Source organism: Streptosporangium sp. NPDC023825 (assembly GCF_040639575.1).
GTDB lineage: Bacteria > Actinomycetota > Actinomycetes > Streptosporangiales > Streptosporangiaceae > Streptosporangium.
This window is the reverse complement of sequence record NZ_JBFAAE010000004.1, coordinates 122671-141504: the sequence shown is the minus strand read 5'-3', so window position 1 is coordinate 141504 and position 18834 is coordinate 122671. Positions and strand designations below refer to the sequence as shown.

At 71.4% G+C, this 18834-nt stretch carries 18 protein-coding genes; 8 read left to right on the top strand and 10 right to left on the bottom strand.

The features are described from left to right. Positions 1–447: 447 nt before the first annotated feature. Entirely contained in the window at positions 448–675 is a 228-nt protein-coding gene (locus tag AB0G15_RS05160) for a hypothetical protein (protein ID WP_362835496.1), read from the bottom strand. 66 nt (positions 676–741) lie between these two features. Here AB0G15_RS05160 and AB0G15_RS05155 point away from each other — a divergent pair, with 66 nt between their 5' ends. The 4 genes from AB0G15_RS05155 (at position 742) to AB0G15_RS05140 (ending at position 4006) form a co-directional block, all read left to right on the top strand. After that, a complete protein-coding gene (locus tag AB0G15_RS05155; protein WP_362835494.1) occupies positions 742–2022 on the top strand; it encodes an MFS transporter in 1281 nt (426 codons plus the stop codon). A gap of 191 nt (positions 2023–2213) precedes the next feature. Continuing rightward, complete coding sequence (locus tag AB0G15_RS05150) at positions 2214–2783, top strand: NAD(P)H-dependent oxidoreductase (protein WP_362835492.1); 570 nt, start codon at positions 2214–2216, stop codon at positions 2781–2783. Continuing rightward, positions 2780–3220, top strand: a complete 441-nt coding sequence (locus tag AB0G15_RS05145; protein WP_362835490.1) for a MarR family transcriptional regulator — start codon at positions 2780–2782, stop codon at positions 3218–3220. The genes AB0G15_RS05150 and AB0G15_RS05145 overlap by 4 nt, the downstream gene beginning before the upstream one ends. Positions 3221–3241: 21 nt before the next feature. Then, on the top strand, positions 3242–4006 hold the full coding sequence (locus AB0G15_RS05140; protein WP_362835488.1) for an SDR family NAD(P)-dependent oxidoreductase: 765 nt from the start codon (positions 3242–3244) through the stop codon (positions 4004–4006). A gap of 125 nt (positions 4007–4131) precedes the next feature. Here the strand turns inward: AB0G15_RS05140 and AB0G15_RS05135 are convergent, their stop codons facing one another. Both AB0G15_RS05135 and AB0G15_RS05130 read right to left on the bottom strand, forming a co-directional pair. Continuing rightward, positions 4132–4494 carry a type II toxin-antitoxin system VapC family toxin gene (locus AB0G15_RS05135; RefSeq protein ID WP_362835486.1) on the bottom strand — a complete coding sequence of 121 codons (363 nt, stop codon included), beginning with the start codon at positions 4492–4494 and terminating at the stop codon, positions 4132–4134. 54 nt (positions 4495–4548) lie between these two features. Beyond that, the gene (locus AB0G15_RS05130; protein ID WP_362835484.1) at positions 4549–8100 is read right to left on the bottom strand and encodes a S8 family serine peptidase; all 3552 of its coding nucleotides are present in this window, start codon (positions 8098–8100) and stop codon (positions 4549–4551) included. Between the two features lie 495 nt (positions 8101–8595). Here AB0G15_RS05130 and AB0G15_RS05125 point away from each other — a divergent pair, with 495 nt between their 5' ends. Continuing rightward, on the top strand, positions 8596–8895 hold the full coding sequence (locus tag AB0G15_RS05125) for a response regulator transcription factor (RefSeq protein WP_362835482.1): 300 nt from the start codon (positions 8596–8598) through the stop codon (positions 8893–8895). A 101-nt stretch (positions 8896–8996) separates the two neighbouring features. On the opposite strand, the gene AB0G15_RS05120 is transcribed toward AB0G15_RS05125, so the two are convergent. The 7 genes from AB0G15_RS05120 to AB0G15_RS05090 all read right to left on the bottom strand — a co-directional run bounded on the left by AB0G15_RS05120 (position 8997) and on the right by AB0G15_RS05090 (position 16353). Then, complete coding sequence (locus AB0G15_RS05120) at positions 8997–9968, bottom strand: glutathione S-transferase C-terminal domain-containing protein (RefSeq protein ID WP_362835933.1); 972 nt, start codon at positions 9966–9968, stop codon at positions 8997–8999. Positions 9969–10345: 377 nt separating this feature from the next. Further along, a complete protein-coding gene (locus AB0G15_RS05115; RefSeq protein ID WP_362835480.1) occupies positions 10346–11416 on the bottom strand; it encodes a hypothetical protein in 1071 nt (356 codons plus the stop codon). A 442-nt stretch (positions 11417–11858) separates the two neighbouring features. Beyond that, complete coding sequence (locus tag AB0G15_RS05110; protein ID WP_362676011.1) at positions 11859–12284, bottom strand: PPOX class F420-dependent oxidoreductase; 426 nt, start codon at positions 12282–12284, stop codon at positions 11859–11861. Between the two features lie 77 nt (positions 12285–12361). Beyond that, positions 12362–12913, bottom strand: coding sequence for a hypothetical protein (locus tag AB0G15_RS05105; protein ID WP_362835478.1), 552 nt, complete (start codon positions 12911–12913; stop codon positions 12362–12364). Positions 12914–12951: 38 nt separating this feature from the next. Beyond that, positions 12952–13704 carry a lysophospholipid acyltransferase family protein gene (locus tag AB0G15_RS05100; protein WP_362835476.1) on the bottom strand — a complete coding sequence of 251 codons (753 nt, stop codon included), beginning with the start codon at positions 13702–13704 and terminating at the stop codon, positions 12952–12954. Positions 13705–13780: 76 nt separating this feature from the next. Beyond that, positions 13781–15583, bottom strand: coding sequence for a thiamine pyrophosphate-binding protein (locus AB0G15_RS05095; RefSeq protein ID WP_362835474.1), 1803 nt, complete (start codon positions 15581–15583; stop codon positions 13781–13783). Continuing rightward, on the bottom strand, positions 15580–16353 hold the full coding sequence (locus AB0G15_RS05090; RefSeq protein ID WP_362835472.1) for a cyclase family protein: 774 nt from the start codon (positions 16351–16353) through the stop codon (positions 15580–15582). The genes AB0G15_RS05095 and AB0G15_RS05090 overlap by 4 nt, the downstream gene beginning before the upstream one ends. Positions 16354–16569: 216 nt before the next feature. On the opposite strand from AB0G15_RS05090, the gene dhaK reads away from it, so the two are divergent. The 3 genes from dhaK (at position 16570) to AB0G15_RS05075 (ending at position 18750) form a co-directional block, all read left to right on the top strand. Beyond that, positions 16570–17562, top strand: coding sequence for a dihydroxyacetone kinase subunit DhaK (dhaK, locus tag AB0G15_RS05085; RefSeq protein ID WP_362835470.1), 993 nt, complete (start codon positions 16570–16572; stop codon positions 17560–17562). 107 nt (positions 17563–17669) lie between these two features. Then, on the top strand, positions 17670–18296 hold the full coding sequence (gene dhaL / locus AB0G15_RS05080; RefSeq protein WP_362835468.1) for a dihydroxyacetone kinase subunit DhaL: 627 nt from the start codon (positions 17670–17672) through the stop codon (positions 18294–18296). 82 nt (positions 18297–18378) lie between these two features. Then, the gene (locus tag AB0G15_RS05075; protein ID WP_362676028.1) at positions 18379–18750 is read left to right on the top strand and encodes a phosphoenolpyruvate--protein phosphotransferase; all 372 of its coding nucleotides are present in this window, start codon (positions 18379–18381) and stop codon (positions 18748–18750) included. The last annotated feature ends 84 nt before the right edge of the window (positions 18751–18834 follow it).

Here is an 18834-nt window from a genome sequence, read left to right as displayed (position 1 = left end):
CCCTGTCATCGCTGACCACCGCCTCTCATGAGGGCCAGATCATCGACGACGCGCAGACGGCCTCCGGCGGCACCAGGCGACCGTCCACCACAACGGCACCTCTTGTCGAGGGGTGACGGACAAAAAGCAGAAGAATCCGTCTCCCAGGTAATAATCGGGGTTCGGACGCGCAACAACTGCGCACTCGTCTTTCCGCGGGAGCAGGAGACCACCACTTTGGCGCGCTACGCGCTGAAGACGAAATTTCCTCTGAAGGACCCTCCAGCAGGACATTCGATCCTTGACGAGGAAAGCGGTGGGCGTGTCCCGGGATCATCGCCACCGACTTCATGTCCAGCACCATCTCGGATACTCACCGGCGGCGGCCCCCTCCGCCCTCGCAGAACACGACTCCAGCGACGTATCACTCCTCGCCGACGAGGGTGCTATGGGCGATGGACAACACCATCAAAACGAAAGGGGGTCGAGTTTCATATCGAAGACGAACATTCCTGTAAGGTCGTGTTCAGCCATGAAGTTCAGTGTTCCATCCGGCCGCAGGATCGTGACAGCCCGCCCGAATAGAATGACGCGGGAAAAGAAGGCGCCAAGCGCGAATGCCCGGCCCGGATCGACGAGCACCGGACCGATGTGCGCCCGTTGAGCCCGCGTCGGTTCACCGAACCGGCCGAGCACGTCACCGGAGACGACGAGTGACCGGAAGGAACGTGCCCCCCCCCCGATCGGAGGAGAGAAGAGACCATGTCAGCCTCTGATGCCGGCGCGGGGACCGAGGCTGAGGGGACGGGCGCACTGAGCATGCTGCGCGACAACCCAGGGTTCCTGTCGCTGTGGTCGTCGCGAGTCGTCTCCGTCGGCGGTGACGCGCTCAGCCTCGTCGCGCTGATGCTCCACGTGGCCGACACGACGGGGCAGGCGATCGCGGTCTCCTTGCTCCTGCTCGTCGGGGATTTCGTTCCCTCCCTGCTCAGCCCGATCGCCGGCGCGATCAGCGACCGCTTCGACCTCAAGCGGGTGATGATCGTCTGCGAGGTCGCCCAGGGCGTGATCCTTCTGCTCATCGCGCTCTCGCTGCCGCCGCTGCCTCTGCTGCTGGTACTGGTGGGTCTTCGCGCGATCGCGGGGCAGGTGTTCCTGCCGGCCTCGCGGGCGGCGATACCGGGTCTGGTGCGAGACAGGGACCTGGAGACCGCCAACTCCACGCTCGGATTCGGGACCAACGCCGCCGAGGCTCTCGGGCCACTGGTCGCGGCGGTGCTGTTCCCCTTCATCGGCGTCCGCGGCGTTCTCCTGGTCGACGCAGCCTCCTTCCTGCTGGCGGGGGCCCTCCTGCTCCGGCTGAAGTCTCTCCCCCCGATCCCCGCCGAGGGCGGCGAGAAGTCCTCGCTCCTGCAGGACGCGAGGTCCGGGCTGGGTTACATCTGGTCGGCCAAGGTGGTGCGGATCATCGCCCTGGGTTTCTGTGCCGTCGTCGCGTTCAACGGAGTCGACGACGTCGCGCTGGTGCTCCTGGCCAAGGTGACCTTCGCCGCCGGCGACTCGGCGGTGGGATTGCTTCTGGGGGCGGTCGGCATAGGGCTGCTCCTCGGGTACGCCCTGATGACCCGTTACAGCACCCGCGTGCCGCTGGTGGTCCTGCTGATCGCCGGCTTCGCGGTGAGCAGCGTGGGCAACCTGCTCACCGGGCTGGCCTGGGCCGTCGCGGCCGCGTTCGCCGCCCAGTTCGTCCGTGGATTCGGCATCGCGGCGATGGACGTGGCCACCAACACCATGCTGCAGCGGCTGGTCCCGCCGAGGATGCTCGGCAGGGTCTTCGGCAACCTCTACGGAGCCGTCGGGGTGGCCGCCGCACTGTCCTACGTCGCCGGTGGTTTCCTGCTCGACGCCACCTCCGCGCCGGTGACCCTCGTCATCGCGGGCGGCGGGGGCACGCTCGCCACCGTACTCGTCGCGCTGACCCTCCCGGGAGTGCTGCGCAGGAACACTCCCGGCCGGGGCACGGAGGAGAACGTCAAGGGCTGACCCGGGCGTTCGGCGCCGGAACGGTCTTCGCGATCGGTGTGATTCCGGTCGCTTCGACGATCGAGCCGCGGCCGCCTGCCCCCTCGCGAGACGGCCCACGCCGACGAGCGGCCTGTCGACTTCGAGTTCGCCGGCTACCGGCGCGCCCCAGGTTTGCGACATTTATATAGCCGACTATAAGATAGCCGACTATGGAAATCATCGACGTACTGGCGATCTGCGGGAGCACCCGGGAGGGATCGCACAACCGGTCGCTCCTTCACGCCGCGCAGCAGCTGGCGGACGCCCCGCTGCGGGTGGAGGTGTGGGACGACCACGCCCGGGTTCCCCGCCTGGACGCCACCCGTGGCCGCCCCTTCCCCCAGGCCGTCGGCGCTCTGCGCGAGCGCGTGGCGGCGGCCGACGTTCTGCTGCTGGTGACGCCGGAGCTGAGCCGCGGCATCCCGGGGCAGCTGAAGGACCTCGTCGACTGGCTGTCGATCCTCGCGCCCCCGCGCCCGCTGGCGGGCAAGCCGGTGGCGCTGATGAGCGCCTCACCCAACCGGTTCGGCGGAGTCTTCGCCCAGTTGCAGCTCGGCGACATGCTGCGGCGGGCCGGCGCCGAGGTGCTCTCCGACTTCGAGGTGGCGGTCGGCTTCGCCCACCGTCACATCGACGCCGACGGAGTTCTGACGGGGGAGGAGGCGCGACACGACATCACCCGGCTGTGGCAGCGCGTCCTGGCCCGCGCCGCGGACGGCCGGCCGGCGGTGCCGGCATGACCGCCGGGCGGCAGGTCGCGGCCGAACAGGGGCCGATCGGTTACGCCCTCGCCGAGGTCACCAGGGCGCACCGCGCCGAGATGCAGCGCCGGATGGCCGAGCTCGGCCTGCACCTGGGCCAGGAGCTGCTCATCGTCGACCTTCACCACAATCCCGAGACCACCCAGGCGGAACTCGTCCAGCGCATCGGCATCGAGCAGCCCACCATCGCCAAAGCGATCACCCGCATGGAACGGGCCGGGTTCGTCGAGCGCGCCCCGGACCCCGGCGACCGCCGGGTGACCCGGTTGCGGCTGACCGAACGCGGCGAGGCCGTGGTCGACGCCGTCGTGGCCGCATGGGCGCAGGTGGAAAGCCGGGCGAGCGCCGGGCTCGGCGAGGCCGACGCCGCGCGTCTCATCCGGCTGCTGCACACCGTCCGCGACAACCTCACCTGACCACCACCCGCAGGAGAACGCATGGAACTCGGACTCGCAGGAAAAGTCGTCCTGGTGACCGGCGCGAGCACGGCCATCGGCAGGGCCACCGCGCTGGCCTTCGCCGAGGAGAAGGCACACGTCGCCGTCGGCTACCACACCAACCTCCAGGCCGCGGAGGAGACCGTGGCCATGGCCGAACGGCGCGGAGCCCAGGCGATCGCCTGGCGACTCGACCTCGGCCGCCCCGACTCACTGCCGTCGGCGGTCGAGCACGCCCGCGACCGGCTCGGGCCGGTCGACGTCCTGGTCAACAACGCCGTCCGCTGGCCGGACTGGCCGGAGCCGGGCGAGCTGTTCGAGACCGCGCCGCCCGAGCGGTTCACCACGTCGGTGACCGCGAACCTGGTCGGCCCCTACCTTCTCGCCCGCGCCGTGCTGGCCGACATGCGGGCGAACGGATGGGGCCGCATCGTCAACGTCTCCACAGGACTGGTCGAGGACGGCTTCCCCGGCAACGTCTCCTACGTGGCCGCCAAGGCGGGCCTGCACGGCCTCACCCGGGTGATGTCCAGGGAACTCGCCTCCGCCGGCATCCTCACCAACGTCGTCATGCCGGGCTTCACCCCGGCGGGCAAACCCATGCCGCAGCACCTGCTCGACAAGGCGGGCGAGGCCGCCGCGACCAAGCGCGTCAGCCATCCCGACGACGCCGCACGCATGATCGTCTACCTGTGCTCGGCCGCCAACACCAACACCACCGGCGAGGCCATCAGGACCGACGGCCATTTCCTCACCCCGGGCTGACCCTCCGCCCCCGGCGCCGCTCGTCCACGATCCGTCCTCGACGCGTCAGGCCAGGTCAGACCGTGGTGATCGAGCTCATGGGGAACCCGGTGGAACCCACCGCGGACCGTCCGGGGGCCAACGCGTCACAGGAGGATCCACACCGGCGGTGGCGGGTAGCGGTGGATCTCCGCCCGGTGCCCGGTCGCGCCGGCGAACTTGGCGTCGTCGGTGAGCAGCGGCACACCCAGCAGTTCGGCGAGAGCCACATACATGCCGTCGTAGGCGGTGAGGTTGTCGCGCAACTCCAGCACCCGGGACCGCAGCGGCAGCATCGGATGCCGGACGATCTTGAGCTGGGCGTAGCGCTCCAGCATGACCTGGGCCCGCGCCGGGGAGACGCGCACCTCCGGCTTGCCGGTGATCACGTGTCCGCGCGCCACCGAGGCGATCTCCACGTCGATCGACGCCGGGGAAACCGGCGCCGCCGCGATCGAGCCGGCGATCATGGAACCGGCCCGTCCCGCCGAGCGGGACGGGCCGGTCGAGGGTGTGGATCGCGCCTACCGGGCGGCCCTGTCGGGACGCTCGCTGACACGGATGGAGTTGACGATGGGATCGCCGGTCCGCGCGGTGAAGCCCACGTTGATCTGGCCGTCGGTGACCTTCACCGTGTACTGGCGGCTGACCGCGGTGTTCTCCCCCGCCTCCCGGGCGAGGTCGAGCGCCGAGATCGCGAGCTTGCCCTCGATGCCGACGTCGAAGACCCGCTTGCCCGGACGCTTGTTCCGGGTCTCGGCGAAGCCCAGTTCGACGGTGTAGACCCCCGTGGGGACCTTGTCGAACCGGTACTCCCGCATGTCCTCGCGGGCGCTCCTGTAGAGCGTCTGCTCGGTGGTGCCTCTGACGGTCTTGCTCGAGGTGCTCGTCCTGTCGCCGTTGCCCACGTAGCCGTAGCCGCCCGGCGTGTACTTCCGGTCGGCCGCCCAGACGTCACCGACGGCGTCGACGGCCTTCCTGGAACCGCCGGCCTCGATGGCGACCTGGAACTTCGGCACCACGACGGACACGCTGATCGGGAACGCCGGGTCGCGGCCGCTCGCCGAGCGCACGACCAGCACGCCGGTGCGGACGCTGCCGGGCTGGACATCCGCGCTGGACGCGGTGACCTGCAACGTCACGGACCCGCGGGCCGCGATCTGCCCACTGGCCGGGGTCACGCCCAGCCAGGTCTGGCCGGAGGCGATCTCGACGGTGTACGCCGCGTCGGCCCCCAGGTTGGACAGCTCGACCGCGCCCTTCCTGGTGGAGGAGGCCGGCATCACGAGGGTGACCTCGTCGGTCGACGCCGTCACCCGGCCGGTGGCCAGGGCCGTGTCGAGCAGGTTGCGCTCACCGGCCTTGACGGTGACCTGCTTGGTGAGAGTGCCGTAGTTCTCCTCGGAGACCTCGACCTGGTGGTCACCGGCGGGAGCCTGCCCGAAGAAGGTGCCGTCGGTTCCGGTGGTGAAGGTGGCCACGTCGCCCACCTTCACCGTCGCGTCCGCCAGCGGCTTGCCGTCGTTGGCGTCGGTGACGGTGCCGGTCACCAGCCCGTGCCGCCGGGCGGCGAAGGACAGGCTCTGGCCGTCGGCGATGGCGGGGAGAGGATCGGTCTTGAAGGAGTACTGCAGGGCGTCGGTGCCCTCCGCGTTCTCGACGCCGATCGTCGCGGTCGTGCCCGCCTCGGCAGGGGCGTCGATTCCGCGGTAGCGGAACCCGATGGAGCCGTCCTCACCGAGCAACGCCTCGAACGAGAAGTGGTCGTCGCTGTCGTAGAACTGCACGTTGCGCCACTCCACGACGAAGGTGCGGTGCGGTGCGGTGCCGACGGTGGCGGTATAGAGCCCGCTGTCGTCCCACATCGCCAGGTCTTCCCAGTACGGGTAGATGGAGGCGTTGGAATCGCCGGTGGTGGGCAGGGAGGTGTTGCTCGGGAAGGCGTAGGTGTTGGCGCCGAAGGTCAGGAACCCGTTGGTGGCGACCGCGCCGCGGGTGTAGGTCTTGCCGTAGAACGGGAAGGCGAACGGCAGCGTGATCATCTGGCTCTCGTCGTCGCCGCCGAGCCGCTCCTTGGTGGTGCCCTCGATGTACGGCTCGGTGCCGCTCCCGCAGGTGTAGCCGAAGGAGTCGGTGTGGCTCGCCAGCTCGATGTCCTTGACCAGGTCGCCGGTCACCGTGACGGGCACGGCGGCGTCCTGCGTGCACCGCGAGCCCGCGGTGACCTTCAGGTCGAAGCCCCGGCGGGGCAGTGTGAGCTCGTAGTGGCCCTGGGCGTCGGTGACCGTGCCGGCAGGCGTGCCCGCCGCGGCGACCGTGGCGCCGGCCTGGGGCAGGCCAACGCTGGTGACCGTCCCGGACACCGTGCTCAGGGCCTGCGCCACCAGTGACGCGTCCCGGGTGATCGTCTGGTCGGTCGTGACGGTGACGGTCGCGGTGACATCGTCGTAGGTGAACTTCCTGAAGGTGATCTCGTAGTCGCCGCTCAGGAGGCGGGGCAGCGTGTAGGACCCGTCCCGCGCGGTGGTGACCGTACGGCTCACCGGTCCGGAGACGCTGATGGCCGCGCCGGCCAGGGGGGATCCGCCCGAGGTGACCGTGCCGGTCAGCGTGCCCAGTTCCCCGAGCGGGGTCGACTTGACCGCGGCGTAGGAGTCGAGCATGCCCTCGCCCCAGACATAGTTGTCGGCGGCGGTGCCGCCGCAGCTCGTGTCGTCGACGTCGGCCGCGGTCCCGTCGAGCAGGGCGCGGGTGTTCTCGACGTCGTTCTTCAGGCTGGGCGACATCGACCACATCAGCGCCACCGTGGCGGCGACGTGCGGGCTGGCCATCGACGTGCCGGAGTTGGGGCGGTAGCCGCCGTCGTTCCAGGACGAGCGGATGTTCACGCCTGGTGCGGTGATGTTCGGCTTGATCTCGCCGTTCTCGCCGGGACCGCGCGAGGAGAACTCCCCGATGCGCCCGTCGAAGTCGAACGCTCCGGCGCTGTAGGCGGCGATGTTCCCGCCGGGGTTTCCGGTGCTCTCGCAGGTGACGGGCGCCCTCAGGGCCTCGTTCCCGTTGGAGAAGGTGGGGAAGATGCCGGCGGCGACCCAGGCGCGGACCATCTCGTCGTACCAGAGGTCGAGGCCGCCGCCTCCCCAGGAATTGTTGATGACGTCGGGCGCGAGGTCGGGACGCGGGTTCTGGTGGTTCAGATCGGTGGGCGCGAGCATCCACTGGCCGGCGGCGAGCAGCGCGTCGTTCGGGCAGCTCCTCGGCTTCACCGTGCAGGCCTTCGCGGTGATCCACTTGGCGCCGGGGGCGACACCGATGTTGTTGGCGCCGCCGTCGCCACCGACCATGGTGCCCATCGTGTGGGTGCCGTGGCCGAGGTCGTCGCAGGGCACGCCGGCCGAGCACACGCCTATCGTGTCAACCCAGTTGTAGCTGTGGTCGACGCTGCCGTCGGTCTTCGTGCCGCGATAGGCGGAGACCAGCGCCGGGTGGTCCCACTGCACGCCGCTGTCGATGCTCCCGATGACGATGCCCTCACCGTGGTCGCCGAGTTCGTCCCACACCTTGGTGGCGTTGATACGGTCGATGTTCCACTCGACGGAGGCCGCGGTGGCCTTGACCTCCTTGGCCGGCTCCGGGTCGGGCAGCTGGACGATCCGGGACGGCTCGATCGCCGTCACCTCGGGGAGCTTGGCGATCTCGTCCGCCAGTTTCGCGTCGCCGGTCACCTTGATGGTGTTGACGATCCAGAACGGGGTGAAGTCGGCGCGTGCGGCCTTGAGGAGCTTGCGCAGGTTCGTCTGCGAGGCGGCGGCTCTCTCCGTCTTCGCCCGGTAGACCTCCTTGCCCTTCTCGGCCTTGGTCTTCGCCGTACGCGCCGCCCGCAGGTCGGCGTCGTCCTTCAGGCGCACCCAGAAGGTGGCCTTGTCGTCCTTGGACAGGTCGGCCTGGACCACCCGGTCGATCTTGTCGGATTCAGGTGCGGCCTGTGTGGCGCTGTACGCCACACTCTGCTGGATCAGTGAGGCGAGGGTGATGGTCCCGATCAGGACCACTCGCCAGGGGCGGGCTGTGAACACACGATCTCCTTCACGGGCAGGGGATGCCCGCGGGGGGAAGCAAAATGGGCGATAAGGGATCTCCCTAACCTCCGGGGAGGGTAATGAATAAATGTTGCATTTGCCTGTAATAAGGGACAGAAAAATTTACAAGGGTTTAATGCGCGCCCGCGTGAGGCGAGGGAATCCGCGCGGTCCCGGCTCGGCGAAACAGACGATGACCTGGGGCTTCAACCGTTCCGCCCGGGGGCCGGGGCCTGAAGGCGGGGAGCCTTCTCCGGGGTGGCGTGTTTCCGCCATCTGACGGAACACGACACGATGGGGCACGAGAGACCCCAGCAGCGCCGCGACGCCGCCGAGGTCCACCGGCGAGAACGGGAACGAGGTCCACCCGTCGTGGCCGGTACGCCCGCGGGCGGCGCAGGCCTCCCGGCGACGGCGTCGGTAGTTCAACGCCGCCGGGTTCGTCCTCAAGCGCTCGGGCCCGGCCCTTTGGTCGAGGCCGTACGCGCGGCCGTGAACGGCGATGTGCTCATCAGCCCGCAACTCACCGTACGGCTCCTCAGCCGGATCGGCCCGTCGCCCAAGGACGTCCCCCGGGGCACGGCGCTGACCGAACGCGAGGACGACGTCGCCCTGCTCGTCGCCCAGGGCAAGACCAACGCCGAGATCGCCGCGGAGCCGTTCCTGTCGCCCGGCACGGTCAAGAACCACATCGCCGGCATCCAGCGCAAGCTGGGGGTGCGGAACCGCGTCGGTATCGCCTCGTGGGCCTGGAGCACCGGCAGAACCCGCGCCTGGCCGCACCGAGGCTGAACGGCGCCGGGCGCCACCCGTCCGGCGGCGCCGTGCGGCCGGTCGCCGCCCCCGCACACGGCCGCGCCTCAAGGATGCCCTGAGGCGCGGCAGGGGTGGCGTCAGGCCGCCCGCCCCCGCGGCGGCACGACCTCCGCGGCGGGTGGCGGCCCCGGCGGGGTGCCGTCCCCGAACGGCCTGCCGCCGAGCCCCTCGCGGCCGTGCGGGGCGAGCCACCCGGACAGGTCCGGGCCGCCGGGCACGATGTGGTGGGGATTGCTCTCGTCCAGAACGAGGTGGTAGTGACGCTTGATGTGGTCGAAGTCGACCGTGTCACCGAAGCCGGGGGTCTGGAACAGGTCACGCGCGTACGCCCACAGCGCCGGCATCTCCGTCAGCTTGGAGCGGTTGCACCGGAAGTGCCCGTGGTAGACCACGTCGAAGCGCACCAGCGAGGTGAACAGCCGGATGTCGGCCTCGGTGATCGTGTCGCCGACCAGGTGGCGGCGGGTCCGCAACCGCTCCTCCAGCGCGTCCAGGCGGGCGAACAGCGCGTCGTAGGCCCGCGAGTACGCTTCCTGGGTGGTGGCCATGCCCGCCTCGTACACCCCGATGTTGACGTCCTGGAAGATCTGCTCGTTCAGCTCGTCGATCTCCGCGCGCAGCGGCTCGGGGTACAGGTCCGGGGCGCCGGGGCGGGCGAGGGCCGTCCACTGGGTCGCCAGGTCCAGGGTCATCGGGTCGAAGTCGTTGGTGACCAGGCGCCCGGTGACCGTGTCGACCATCGCGGGAACGCTGAACCCGCCGTCGTAGTCCGGATCGGCGGCCAGGTACGCCTCGCTGAGGTGGCGGTAGCCGAGGACGGGGTCCCTGCCGTCGGGACCGAGGGCGAAGCTCCAGCCGCGGTCGTCCTGGATGGGGTCGACGACGGCCAGCGAGATCGCGTCCTCCAGGCCGAGCAGCCTGCGGCTCACCACGGCCCTGCTCGCGAACGGGCACGCGCGGCTCGCGACCAGCCGGTAGCGATGCGCTTCCGCCGGCCAGGCCGAGTCCGGATCCGCGGTGATCCGGGCGTCGAAGCGGCTGGGGGACATCACGGATTCGGACTCTGCTTCGGACTTCGCGGTCAATTCGCCTCCAGGGATCGTGGGCGGTCTCCTCGTGGCGAACTTCCCCGTACGGCGGGAGGCATGACGACTTCGAGGAGTCCGCGGAGACCGGATTCGTGGCCGCCGGGGTGTGCCGCGACCGCGGCCGGGTTCGGAGCACCGTGGCGGCCGCGACGTGGAACGGCGTCGCCCGGGTCTCCGGTCGGAGACCCGGGCGACGCCGTTGCGAGCCGCGCGTCATCGGCCCCCGGGGCCCCTCACCTCGCGCCGGACGGCCTCGGGATCCTCGGCGCGGCCCACGGGTCAGGGCCGCGCGACGGCCGCGTCCGGTCCCCGGACGCTCAGGAGGTGTCCCCGGACGTTCAGGGAGTCGGGGTGGGAGTCGGGGTCGGGGTTTCCGTCACGGTGGGGGTCGGCTCGGGGGTGGGGACGGTCGGCGTCTCCGCGGGAGGCAGCGGGGTCTCCGTAGGCGGGAACGGGGTCTCCGCGGGAGGCGGGACCGTGGGGGTCGCGACGGGCGACGTGGGACAGATGCTGGGCTCGCGCCACTTGCCGATCCGCCACTTGCTGAGGGACCACCAGTCACCGCCGCGCCAGAACTTCCTGTTGGGCCGCGTCAGGTCGAAGACGTAGGCGGCCGTCGCCGTCTCACTCGTGGCCGGCTCGTCCGTGGTCGGCTCGTCCGGGGTCGTGGTGGTCGGTGCCGACCCATCCGGGGCTGTGGTGGTCGGGGGCGGCTCGACCGGGGTCGTGGTGGTCGGCGTCGGCTCGTCCGGGGTCGTGGTGGTCGGCGTCGGCTCACCCGGCGTCGGCTCACCCGGCGTCGTGGTGGTCGGGGTCGGCTCACCCGGGGTCGTGGTGGTCGGCGTCGGCTCACCCGGCGTCGGCTCCCCCGGCGTCGTGGCGCCTGCCGTCGTGGCGGTCACCGAGACCCAGTCACCCTGCCTGATCACGTTGCCCCGCCGCCCCGAGAGGGACTTGGTGGAATCGGTGATCGTGTACACCCTCTCGAAGCCGTCCTGGCTTCGCACCGTGATCGAGTCCTCCGCCACAGCGGTCGCCTCACCGGTCTGGGCGAACACCGTGAAGCCGCAGCCGTCCTTCGCCGGCAGGACGAACTCGCCGTGCAGCGTGCCGGGGAACGCCACCGGGGGTATCCGGGGCGGCCGCGTGGTGGTGGTGGGCGTCGGGGTCGGGGTCAGCGTGGGACCCGGGATGGGAGTCACCGTCACCGTCACGCTGGGGGCCGGCGTCTCCGGCGGCGTGGGAGCGGGCGGCGGCGACGCCGCTGACGCCGAGGACACCCCGACGCCGCCCGAGGCCGCCAGCACGACGGCGGTGGCGAAGACCATCGGGCGTGGAATGCGCCAGGGTGTTCTGCCCGATCCGCTCGACGACACCTCGTTGGAACTGCCGGGGTTTGTTCGCGTCACCTTGTCTCCTCCATCTGGTTTGATCCGAAACCAGCGGGGGCGTCGAGGGGGTGCCTACGCCCGCCGCCGAGACCGAGGACCACTGCCCGGTCGTGATCCTCCGTCCAGGGCGCGGGGAACAGTGCCCGCTTCAAGCGAACCCATGCAAGCCAAATAAGTGCATGACACCCTAAATCGGGCTTTTCAGCAGCTCACCACCGTGTTGAAAAATTCGAACTTCGTACAGATTCGTTCCTGACGAGCCCGCTCCCCCGTCCCGGGCGGGAATGGGAGAGGCCCTCGGGTGCCCGAGAACGTGCCGTCCCGCGGGCCCGCGGATGGCCGGAGAACCGCGGGTGCCGGTCGGCCCGCGGATGGCCGGAGGACCGCGGGTGGCCGGAGGACCGCGGGTGCCGGTCGGGTCGCGCCCCCCGCATCCCGTACGAGATGTCCGGAGGGATCCTCAGTCCGCCACGTCGCGGCCGGCGACGACCCTGCCGACGCGGAGCCTGACCAGCCACTCCCCCGGTACGCCGTTACGCCGGCCGAACTCGTGGGCGCGCTCGCGGCCCATGTACCGGCCGCCGATCTCGGTGGCCCACCTCACCAGCTCGTCCGTGTCCGCGGAGAGGGTGACGAGGCCCTCGAGCATGACGTAGGAGAACGGCGGGGTCTCGTCGTCCACGCACAGGACCACCCTGGGGTCGCGCCGCAGGCTCCTGCCCTTGACGCTGCTCTCGTGGGTGGTGAACACCACGTCGTCCCCGTCGAGCACGAACCAGACCGGCGTCACGTGCGGCCTGCCGTCGGCCCTGACCACCCCGAGCTTGCCGGTACGCGTCCCCGTCATCACGAACTCACGCCATTCGGCGTCCGTCATCTTCTCCATCCGACGATTGTCGTCAGCCCGTCTTCCGGACGAGCGCCGGGACACGCCGCCGGGCGTGCGCGCGCACCTCGGCGTGCTCAGGCGTAGGCGGCGACCATCCCGGCGACCACACCGGCGAGCGAGACGAGCGTGAGGAGGCATCCGGAAACCACGGCGGCCCGGCGGCCCCGCCGTGCCCCGGAGACGTGGAGGAGGACGTACGGCAGGAAGCCCAGCACTCCGACGCCAAGGAAGGGCATGGTCAGCGCGGCCAGCACACCGGAGGTGCCGGTTGGTACGGCACGGTCGCCCTCGGGGGTGAGCCGGGCCCGCCTGACGTCACCGGCGGTGGAGTCGGGTGAGGCTTCGACCGGGATCGCGTCGCCGCCGCCGTCGGGCGCGAAAACGCCCCTGCAGTCGTAGCGACCCCGGCCCAGGTCCTCGCACGAGACCACCGTGAGCGTGCCGGGGACGCCGACGGAGCCCGTCGCGAGCCTGAGGCCGGGCACCGCGGCCACGAGGGGCAGCACGCCCAGCCCCGTCCAGAGGACCAGCAGGACGGCCATGCCGACCTTCCCCGGCGTGCGTCCCGGGCCGGGGTCCGGCACCGGCTGGAAGGCGTTCGCGATGTCGTCGAATGCGCTGCTCATGGGGAGAGGATGGGGCACGCCACTTGTGAACTACCTGTTCATGGCTTGTCGCGGATCGCCCTGGCCTCCGCCTCGGCGGCGTCAAGCTTGGCGGCCTCCTCGGGAGTGGGCGCGGTGCCGCCGAGGTGGCGGGGCTGCCACCAGACGCCCGGCGGGATCTCCGGGTAGCTCCGCTGCGCCTTGTCGAGCATCTCGGCCATGCGCTCGCGCAGGTCCGCGGTGACGGCGTCGTAGTCGTCGCCGCGCTGGGGGTACATCGGCTCGCCGACCTGGATCGTGATCGGCACGTGCCGCTGCAGCAGCTTCTTGGGGTGCCCCTTGGTCCACAGTCGCTGGGTGCCCCACAGGGAGACCGGGATCATCGGCACCTTGGCGCTGACGGCCATCCGGACCGCGCCGTTCTTGATCTCCTTGATCGTGAAGGACCGGCTGATCGTGGCCTCGGCGAACACGCCGACGACCTCGCCGCCCTTGAGCGACTTCAGCGCCGCGCCGAACGCGGCGGCCCCGGCCGCGCGGTCGACCGGGATGTGGTGCATGCCGCGCATCAGCGGCCCGGAGATCCGGTGGTCGAACACCTCCTTCTTCGCCATGAAACGCACCAGGCGCCCGGAGGGACGCGCGGCCAGACCGGCGAAGATGAAGTCGAGATAGCTGATGTGGTTGCTGACCAGCACGGCCCCGCCGGTCCGCGGGATGCGCTCCGCGCCCTCGATGCGGATTTTGAGGTCCAGCGCACGGAACAAGGTCAACGCCGCCCCGATGACCGGGGGGTACACGATCTCAGCCATGGCTGAACCGTACCTCAGCTCTCCCCCCGGCCCGACCTCCCCCGATCCTCTCCCGGACGCCTCGCGGGGCCGGGCCTCAGTGTCCCCGGAACGCCTCCTCCAGCCACCACGATCCGCGCGCGCGGCTGACCCTGGCGTGGACCAGCAGGGGCCGGTCACGGTCCCCCTCCAGCCACCGGGCCACCGCGACCAGATCCTCCCGGGCCCGTACGGTGACCGCCTCGCAGCCGAAGCCGCGGGCGACGGCGGCGATGTCGGCGGGCGGGAAGGTCACGGTATCCAGGGGGTGCCCGTCCGGGCCGAAGTGGTGCACCTCGGCGCCGTAGCCGTCGTCGTCGTACACGACGATCACCATCGGCAGGCCGAGCCGTACGACCGTCTCCAGCTCGGCGACGCCCATCAGCGCGCCGCCGTCGCCCAGCGCGGCCACCGGGAGCCGGTCCGGCCGGGCCAGGGCCGCGCCGATCGCGGTGGCGAGGCCGAGGCCGATCGACTGGAACGCCTGCGTGAAACAGAAACCCCGCTCATCGGGGACATCGAGAAACATCGACGGATATCCCATGAAATTTCCGGAGTCGATGGAGACCACGCGTTCCGCGGGGAGCAGGTCGTCCAGCGCGATCGTCAGCGTCCGGGGGTCGATCCTGCCGTCGCCGCTCTCGTCGGTGTAGGGAACGTCCCGCCAGCGGTTCTCCCGGGCGATCCGCGCGGCCAGCCCCGCCGAGCGGTACCCGGCTCCGCCGGTGCCCGGCACACCGGTGCTCGTACCGCCCGGAGCTTTCGCCTCGCCACGCGATACGCCGTCGCCATCACCGTCGCCGTGGTCGTCACCGTCACCGCCGCCGTCGCTGTGGTCCTCACCGTCACCGCCGCCGAGCAGGCGAGTGACGGCCCGCGCGGTGAGGGCGGCGTCGCCGGCCACGCCGAGGTGGACGGGCCGGTGAGCACCGAGCGCGGCGTCGTCCAGGTCGACCTGGACGACGGTGGTGTCGCGGCCGATCAGCGTGCCGTGGCGCATGGTCCACATGTTGAGGGCGCAGCCCCAGCCCACGAGCACGTCGGCGTCGCGGATGAGCTCGACCGTGAGCGGCGAGGCGAAACCGCCGCTCACGTCCAGGTCCCACGGGCTGCCCCGGAAGAGCCCCTTCGCCACGGCGGAGGTGGCCAGCAGCGCCCCGGCCCGCTCGGCGAGTTCCTCGATCTCGCGCCGGGCCCCGCGTGCGCCCCGCCCGGCGACGAAGACGGGGCAGCGTGCCGCCGCGAGGATCTCCGCCAGCCGGGCGACCTGCTCGGCCCCGGGTTCCCGCGGCGGGACGACCTCACCGGATTCCGGTACGGTCGCTCCCGATCCCTCCCCCTCCGCGGTGACCGCCGGGGCCTCCCGGCCCGCGTCCGGGACGGCCAGGCCCTGGACCTCCAGCGGAAGGTTGAGCAGGACCGTACGGCGCCCGTCGCGGGCGGTGCGGAACGCCTCGGCCGTGTCGGCGGCGGCGGTCTCCGCCGACCCGATCCGCATCGGGACGGCACCCACCGCCTCCGCCAGCGCGGCCTGGTCGACGAAGAAGTTCGAGCGGGGCTCGGTCACCTCTCCGGCCAGCACGACGAGCGGGGTACGGCTCTTGGCGGCCTCGGCGATGCCGGTCATCGCGTTGGTGAGCCCCGGCCCCTGGTGGACGCTGAGCACGGCGACTTCGCCGCTGAGGCGGGCGTAGGCGTCGGCCATGGTCGCCGCGCCGCCCTCGTGGCGCGCGGCGACGTAGCGCGCGCCGTACGCGACCAGGGCGTTGGTCACGTGGAAGTTGCCACTGCCCACCACCCCGAAGGCGGTGCCCACGCCGAGCGAGGCGAGGGTCCGCCCCACGACCTCGGCGACGTTCACCTCTCGACCAGGGCCAGCACCCGCAGCGGGCTGCCCGAGCCTCCGGCGATGGGCAGCGGCGGAGCGACGACCACGGCGCCGGTCACCGGGAGCCGGTCGAGGTTGCGCAGCTGGGTCAGGCCGTACTTCCCCGCGCCCAGCAGGAACGAGTGGCACGGGAAGGCGGGGTCGAAGCCGTGCGCGGCGCCCGCGTCGGTGCCGACGGTCTCCACGCCCAGCCCGGCGATCGGGGTCTCCTCGGCCAGCCACCGGGCGCACTCGACCGAGACGCCGGGCGTGTGCGGGCCCGTCTCGTTCGCGTTCAGGAAGCGCTCCTGGTCGTGGGAGCGGGCGTCCCAGCCGGTGCGGTAGAGCAGCCACCCGCCCTCCGGCAGCGGCCCGTTGGCCTGCTCCCACGCCTTGACGTGCGCGATCTCCAGCAGGAAGTCGGGGTTCTCGGCCGCCTCGGCGGCGAAGTCGAGGACCACGGCCGGGGCGATCAGCCGCTCGAGCGGCACCTGCGAGACGTCCTCGCCGTCCTTTCCGGTGACCCAGTGGACGGGCGCGTCGAAATGGGTGCCGGTGTGCTCACCCGTCACGATGTCGTTCCAGTACCAGGCGGGGCCGCGGTCGTCGTAGCGGCTGATCTCCTTGAGCGCGAACGGGACGGTGTTGCCGAACGGCTCCGGCAGCCGCAGGATCGGCGTCTCCGGCGACAGCGGCGCCGTCAGGTCGATCACCTCGATCCCGCCGTTCCGGATGCTCTCCACCAGGTTCCGCAACACCGACATGACGCCTCCAACGGGACTCCAACGGGACAGGACCTCGGCAGATCCTCCTACAGCGCCGCCTTCGCCCGCCACCTTCGCCTACCCACCGGTCCTCCCTGCCCGGCGACGGCCGCGCGCCGATCCCGTACGCCCGGTCAGGGCGAGGATCGGAGCCGGGAAGAGGGCTTCCGCGGCCGATGCTTGCCATCGCTCGCGAACAGGGCGAGTTTGGGAACTGTGAAAAAGCTCATCAACGATGTCGAGTCCGTCGTTCCCGATGCGCTGCGCGGCGTCGCGGCGGCCCATCCCGGGCTGCGGGTGGACGTGGACAACCAGATCGTGTTCCGGGCCTCGGGGCCGCGCCCCGGCAAGGTGGGCCTGGTGTCCGGCGGCGGGTCGGGGCACGAGCCGCTGCACGCCGGGTTCGTGGGCTACGGCATGCTCGACGCGGCCTGCGCCGGTGAGATCTTCACCTCCCCGGTACCCGACCAGATGATCGAGGCCACCGCGGCGGTGGACGGCGGGGCGGGCGTCCTGCACATCGTGAAGAACTACACGGGCGACGTGCTGAACTTCCAGATGGCCGCCGAGCTGAGCGGCGAGGAGGGGGTGCGGGTGGAGAGCGTTCTGGTCGACGACGACGTGGCCGTACGCGACTCCCTCTACACGGCGGGACGCAGGGGCACCGGCGCCACGCTGTTCGTCGAGAAGATCGCCGGGGCGATGGCCGAGACCGGCGCGCCGCTGGCCGAGGTCGCGCGGGTGGCCAGGGAGGTCAACGCCCGCAGCCGCTCCTTCGGGGTCGCGCTGAGCCCCTGCACCACACCCGCGGCGGGCATGCCCACCTTCGATCTCGCCGACACCGAGATCGAGCTGGGCATCGGCATCCACGGCGAGCCCGGCCGGACGCGCTCGGCCATGCGCCCGGCCCGCGAGCTGGTCCACCTGGCGATGGACGCGATCCACGAGGACCTGCCGATCTCCGGCGACACCCTCGTGATGGTGAACGGCATGGGCGGCACCCCGCTGATCGAGCTGTACATCGCCTACGCGGCCGTCGTGGAGCACCTGGCGGAGAAGGGGGCGCGGGCGGCGCGTAACCTTGTCGGCAACTACGTCACGAGCCTCGACATGCAGGGATTCTCGATCACGGTCTGCCGGTTGAACGAGGAGCTCACCCGGTTGTGGGACGCCCCCGTCGAGACCCCCGCGCTGCGCTGGGGCCGCTGATGGCCTCCGACGCCGACGCCGACGCCGACACCGACGGGCACGGAACCGACACCGGCAGACGCCGAGAGACACCGACACCGACACCGGACGCTGAGATGGACACCGCGATGGACACCGCCCTTTTCGCCGCCTGGATCGAGGAGACCGCCAGGATCGTCGCCGCGGAAAGGGAGCGGCTGACCGGCCTGGACGCCGCGATCGGCGACGCCGACCACGGCGCCAACCTCGATCGGGGTTTCACCGCGGTCACCACGGCCCTGGCCGGCAGGGCACCGGACACGCCGGGATCGCTGCTGGTGCTGGTGGGCAACACCCTGATCCGCAAGGTCGGCGGGGCGTCCGGCCCCCTGTACGGCACGGCGTTCCGCGAGGCGGGCAAGACGCTGGGCGACACCCCCGAGGTGTCCGTCGCGCGGCTCCACGCCGCCCTGGAGGCCGGGCTCGCCGGGGTGCGCAAGCTGGGGTCCGCGGCCGAGGGCGACAAGACCATGGTGGACGCCCTCGCCCCGGCCGTGCGGGCACTGGAGGCGGCCGTACAGGACGGGAAGGACCCCGCGGAGGCGATCGGCGCCGCGGCGGCGGCGGCCCGTACCGGAGCCGAGGCGACCATCCCGATGCAGGCCCGCAAGGGCCGGGCCAGCTATCTCGGACCGCGCAGCGTGGGCCACGAGGACCCCGGCGCCGCCTCCACCGCGCTCATCCTCTCCGCCCTGCACACGGTGGCGGCGCGATGACCCGCTCCCCGCTCCGGCCGGAGGCGAGCGGCCGCCGGTTCGCACCCGGTCGCGGACCGGCCGGCGGACCCGTGGTGAGCCCGTGGTAGGCATCGTCCTCATCTCGCACAGCGGCCCGCTCGCGGCAGAGGTGGCACTGCTGGCCTCGCAGATCGGCGGCGGGAACGTCCCGCTGGCCGCCGCGGGCGGCACCGAGGACGGCGGCCTCGGGACCAGTCCCGACCTGGTGGCGGCGGCGATCGAGGAGGTGGACCGGGGAGACGGGGTAATCCTCATCCCCGACCTGGGAAGCTCGGTGCTCACCGCCCGGCTCTTCGCGGACGAGCGCGTGGTCATCGCCGACGTGCCGTTCGTCGAGGGGGCGATCTCGGCCGTCGTGTCGGCGGGCACCGGCTGTGCGCTGCGGGCCGTGCTCGCGGCGGCCGAGGAGGCGAGGACCTTCCGCAAGCTCTGACGCGCGAACCCCCGCCCTCCGGGGAGGGCGGGGGTTCGCGCGTGCGCGCGAGGCCGGGACGGTGGTGTGGAGACCGTCCTGGTT